This is a genomic window from Aeromonas sp. 159 (genome assembly GCF_963862045.1).
GTDB classification, from domain to species: domain Bacteria; phylum Pseudomonadota; class Gammaproteobacteria; order Enterobacterales; family Aeromonadaceae; genus Aeromonas; species Aeromonas veronii.
The window spans coordinates 1-2,981 of the sequence record NZ_CAWLMI010000043.1 but is presented as its reverse complement, the minus strand read 5'-3'; the positions used below and the strand labels follow the sequence as shown (position 1 = coordinate 2,981).

Sequence of the window (2,981 nt, the reverse complement as noted above, 5' to 3'; positions counted from 1 at the left end):
TGCTCTTTAACAATCTGGAAAGCTGATTTAAAAAGTAGTTCTCAAACATTTGTTACAAGTGCTTTGGAAACTTCTTGGCGAAAACCAAATTTTATTTGGTCCTTGTTGTACGACAACAGGCTGTGCCGGTTTCACCGACACTTCTTGGGGTTGTATGGTTAAGTGACTAAGCGTACATGGTGGATGCCTTGGCAGTCAGAGGCGATGAAGGACGTACTAACCTGCGATAAGCTGTGAGAAGTCGGTAAGAGACGCTATTACTCACAGATTTCCGAATGGGGAAACCCACCCGAGATAACTCGGGTATCTGTTACTGAATACATAGGTAACAGAGGCGAACCGGGAGAACTGAAACATCTAAGTACCCCGAGGAAAAGAAATCAACCGAGATTCCCTCAGTAGCGGCGAGCGAACGGGGATTAGCCCTTAAGCATCTTGGAAGTTAGTGGAACGGTCCTGGAAAGGCCGGCGATACAGGGTGATAGCCCCGTACACGAAAACAACCTTGATGTGAAATCGAGTAGGGCGGGACACGTGACATCCTGTCTGAATATGGGGGGACCATCCTCCAAGGCTAAATACTCCTGACTGACCGATAGTGAACCAGTACCGTGAGGGAAAGGCGAAAAGAACCCCTGTGAGGGGAGTGAAATAGAACCTGAAACCGTGTACGTACAAGCAGTGGGAGCCCTTCGGGGTGACTGCGTACCTTTTGTATAATGGGTCAGCGACTTACATTTTGTAGCGAGGTTAACCGTATAGGGGAGCCGTAGGGAAACCGAGTCTTAACTGGGCGTCTAGTTGCAAGGTGTAGACCCGAAACCGGGTGATCTAGCCATGGGCAGGTTGAAGGTTGAGTAACATCAACTGGAGGACCGAACCCACTAACGTTGCAAAGTTAGGGGATGACCTGTGGCTGGGGGTGAAAGGCCAATCAAACTCGGAGATAGCTGGTTCTCCCCGAAAGCTATTTAGGTAGCGCCTCGGACGAATACTACTGGGGGTAGAGCACTGTTTGGGCTAGGGGGTCATCCCGACTTACCAACCCCATGCAAACTCCGAATACCAGTAAGTAATATCCGGGAGACACACGGCGGGTGCTAACGTCCGTCGTGAAGAGGGAAACAACCCAGACCGCCGGCTAAGGTCCCAAAGTTCTGGTTAAGTGGGAAACGATGTGGGAAGGCTCAGACAGCTAGGATGTTGGCTTAGAAGCAGCCATCATTTAAAGAAAGCGTAATAGCTCACTAGTCGAGTCGGCCTGCGCGGAAGATGTAACGGGGCTCAAACCAGGCACCGAAGCCGCGGATTCACACTTATGTGTGAGTGGTAGGGGAGCGTTCTGTAAGTCTGCGAAGGTGTATCGAGAGGTATGCTGGAGATATCAGAAGTGCGAATGCTGACGTAAGTAACGATAAAGGGGGTGAAAAGCCTCCTCGCCGGAAGACCAAGGGTTCCTGTCCAACGTTAATCGGGGCAGGGTGAGTCGACCCCTAAGGCGAGGCCGAAAGGCGTAGTCGATGGGAAGCAGGTTAATATTCCTGCACGACTTGTAATTGCGATGGGGGGACGGAGAAGGCTAGGTGGGCCAGGCGACGGTTGTCCTGGTGAAAGTGCGTAGGTGGTGTTTCCAGGCAAATCCGGAGACACAACACTGAGACACGAGACGAACACACTACGGTGTGGAAGCCATTGATGCCCTGCTTCCAGGAAAAGCCTCTAAGCTTCAGATTACAAGTCATCGTACCCCAAACCGACACAGGTGGTCGGGTAGAGAATACCAAGGCGCTTGAGAGAACTCGGGTGAAGGAACTAGGCAAAATAGAACCGTAACTTCGGGAGAAGGTTCGCTCTTGATGGTGAAGTCCCTTGCGGATGGAGCTGTCGGGAGTCGCAGTGACCAGATGGCTGGGACTGTTTATCAAAAACACAGCACTCTGCAAACACGAAAGTGGACGTATAGGGTGTGACACCTGCCCGGTGCCGGAAGGTTAATTGATGGGGTTAGCGCAAGCGAAGCTCTTGATCGAAGCCCCGGTAAACGGCGGCCGTAACTATAACGGTCCTAAGGTAGCGAAATTCCTTGTCGGGTAAGTTCCGACCTGCACGAATGGTGTAACCATGGCCATGCTGTCTCCACCCGAGACTCAGTGAAATCGAATTCGCCGTGAAGATGCGGTGTACCCGCGGCTAGACGGAAAGACCCCGTGAACCTTTACTACAGCTTGGCACTGAACATTGAACCTACATGTGTAGGATAGGTGGGAGGCTTTGAAGGCGTGACGCCAGTTGCGCTGGAGCCGTCCTTGAAATACCACCCTTGTATGTTTGATGTTCTAACGCAGGGCCCTGAATCGGGCTCGCGGACAGTGCCTGGTGGGTAGTTTGACTGGGGCGGTCTCCTCCCAAAGAGTAACGGAGGAGCACGAAGGTTGGCTAATCCTGGTCGGACATCAGGAGGTTAGTGCAATGGCATAAGCCAGCTTAACTGCGAGACGGACAGGTCGAGCAGGTACGAAAGTAGGTCATAGTGATCCGGTGGTTCTGAATGGAAGGGCCATCGCTCAACGGATAAAAGGTACTCCGGGGATAACAGGCTGATACCGCCCAAGAGTTCATATCGACGGCGGTGTTTGGCACCTCGATGTCGGCTCATCACATCCTGGGGCTGAAGTCGGTCCCAAGGGTATGGCTGTTCGCCATTTAAAGTGGTACGCGAGCTGGGTTCAGAACGTCGTGAGACAGTTCGGTCCCTATCTGCCGTGGGCGTTGGATGATTGAAGGGAGTTGCTCCTAGTACGAGAGGACCGGAGTGAACGAACCTCTGGTGTTCGGGTTGTCACGCCAGTGGCACTGCCCGGTAGCTAAGTTCGGAATCGATAACCGCTGAAAGCATCTAAGCGGGAAGCGAGCCCTGAGATGAGTCATCCCTGACCCCTTGAGGGTCCTAAAGGGCCGTTGGAGACCACAACGTTGATAGG

At 52.6% G+C, this 2,981-nt stretch carries 1 rRNA gene; it reads left to right on the top strand.

What is annotated here, in order from left to right:
* Nucleotides 1-156 precede the first annotated feature (156 nt).
* Nucleotides 157-2,981, top strand: a 23S ribosomal RNA gene (locus tag AACR14_RS09020); the annotation flags it as partial.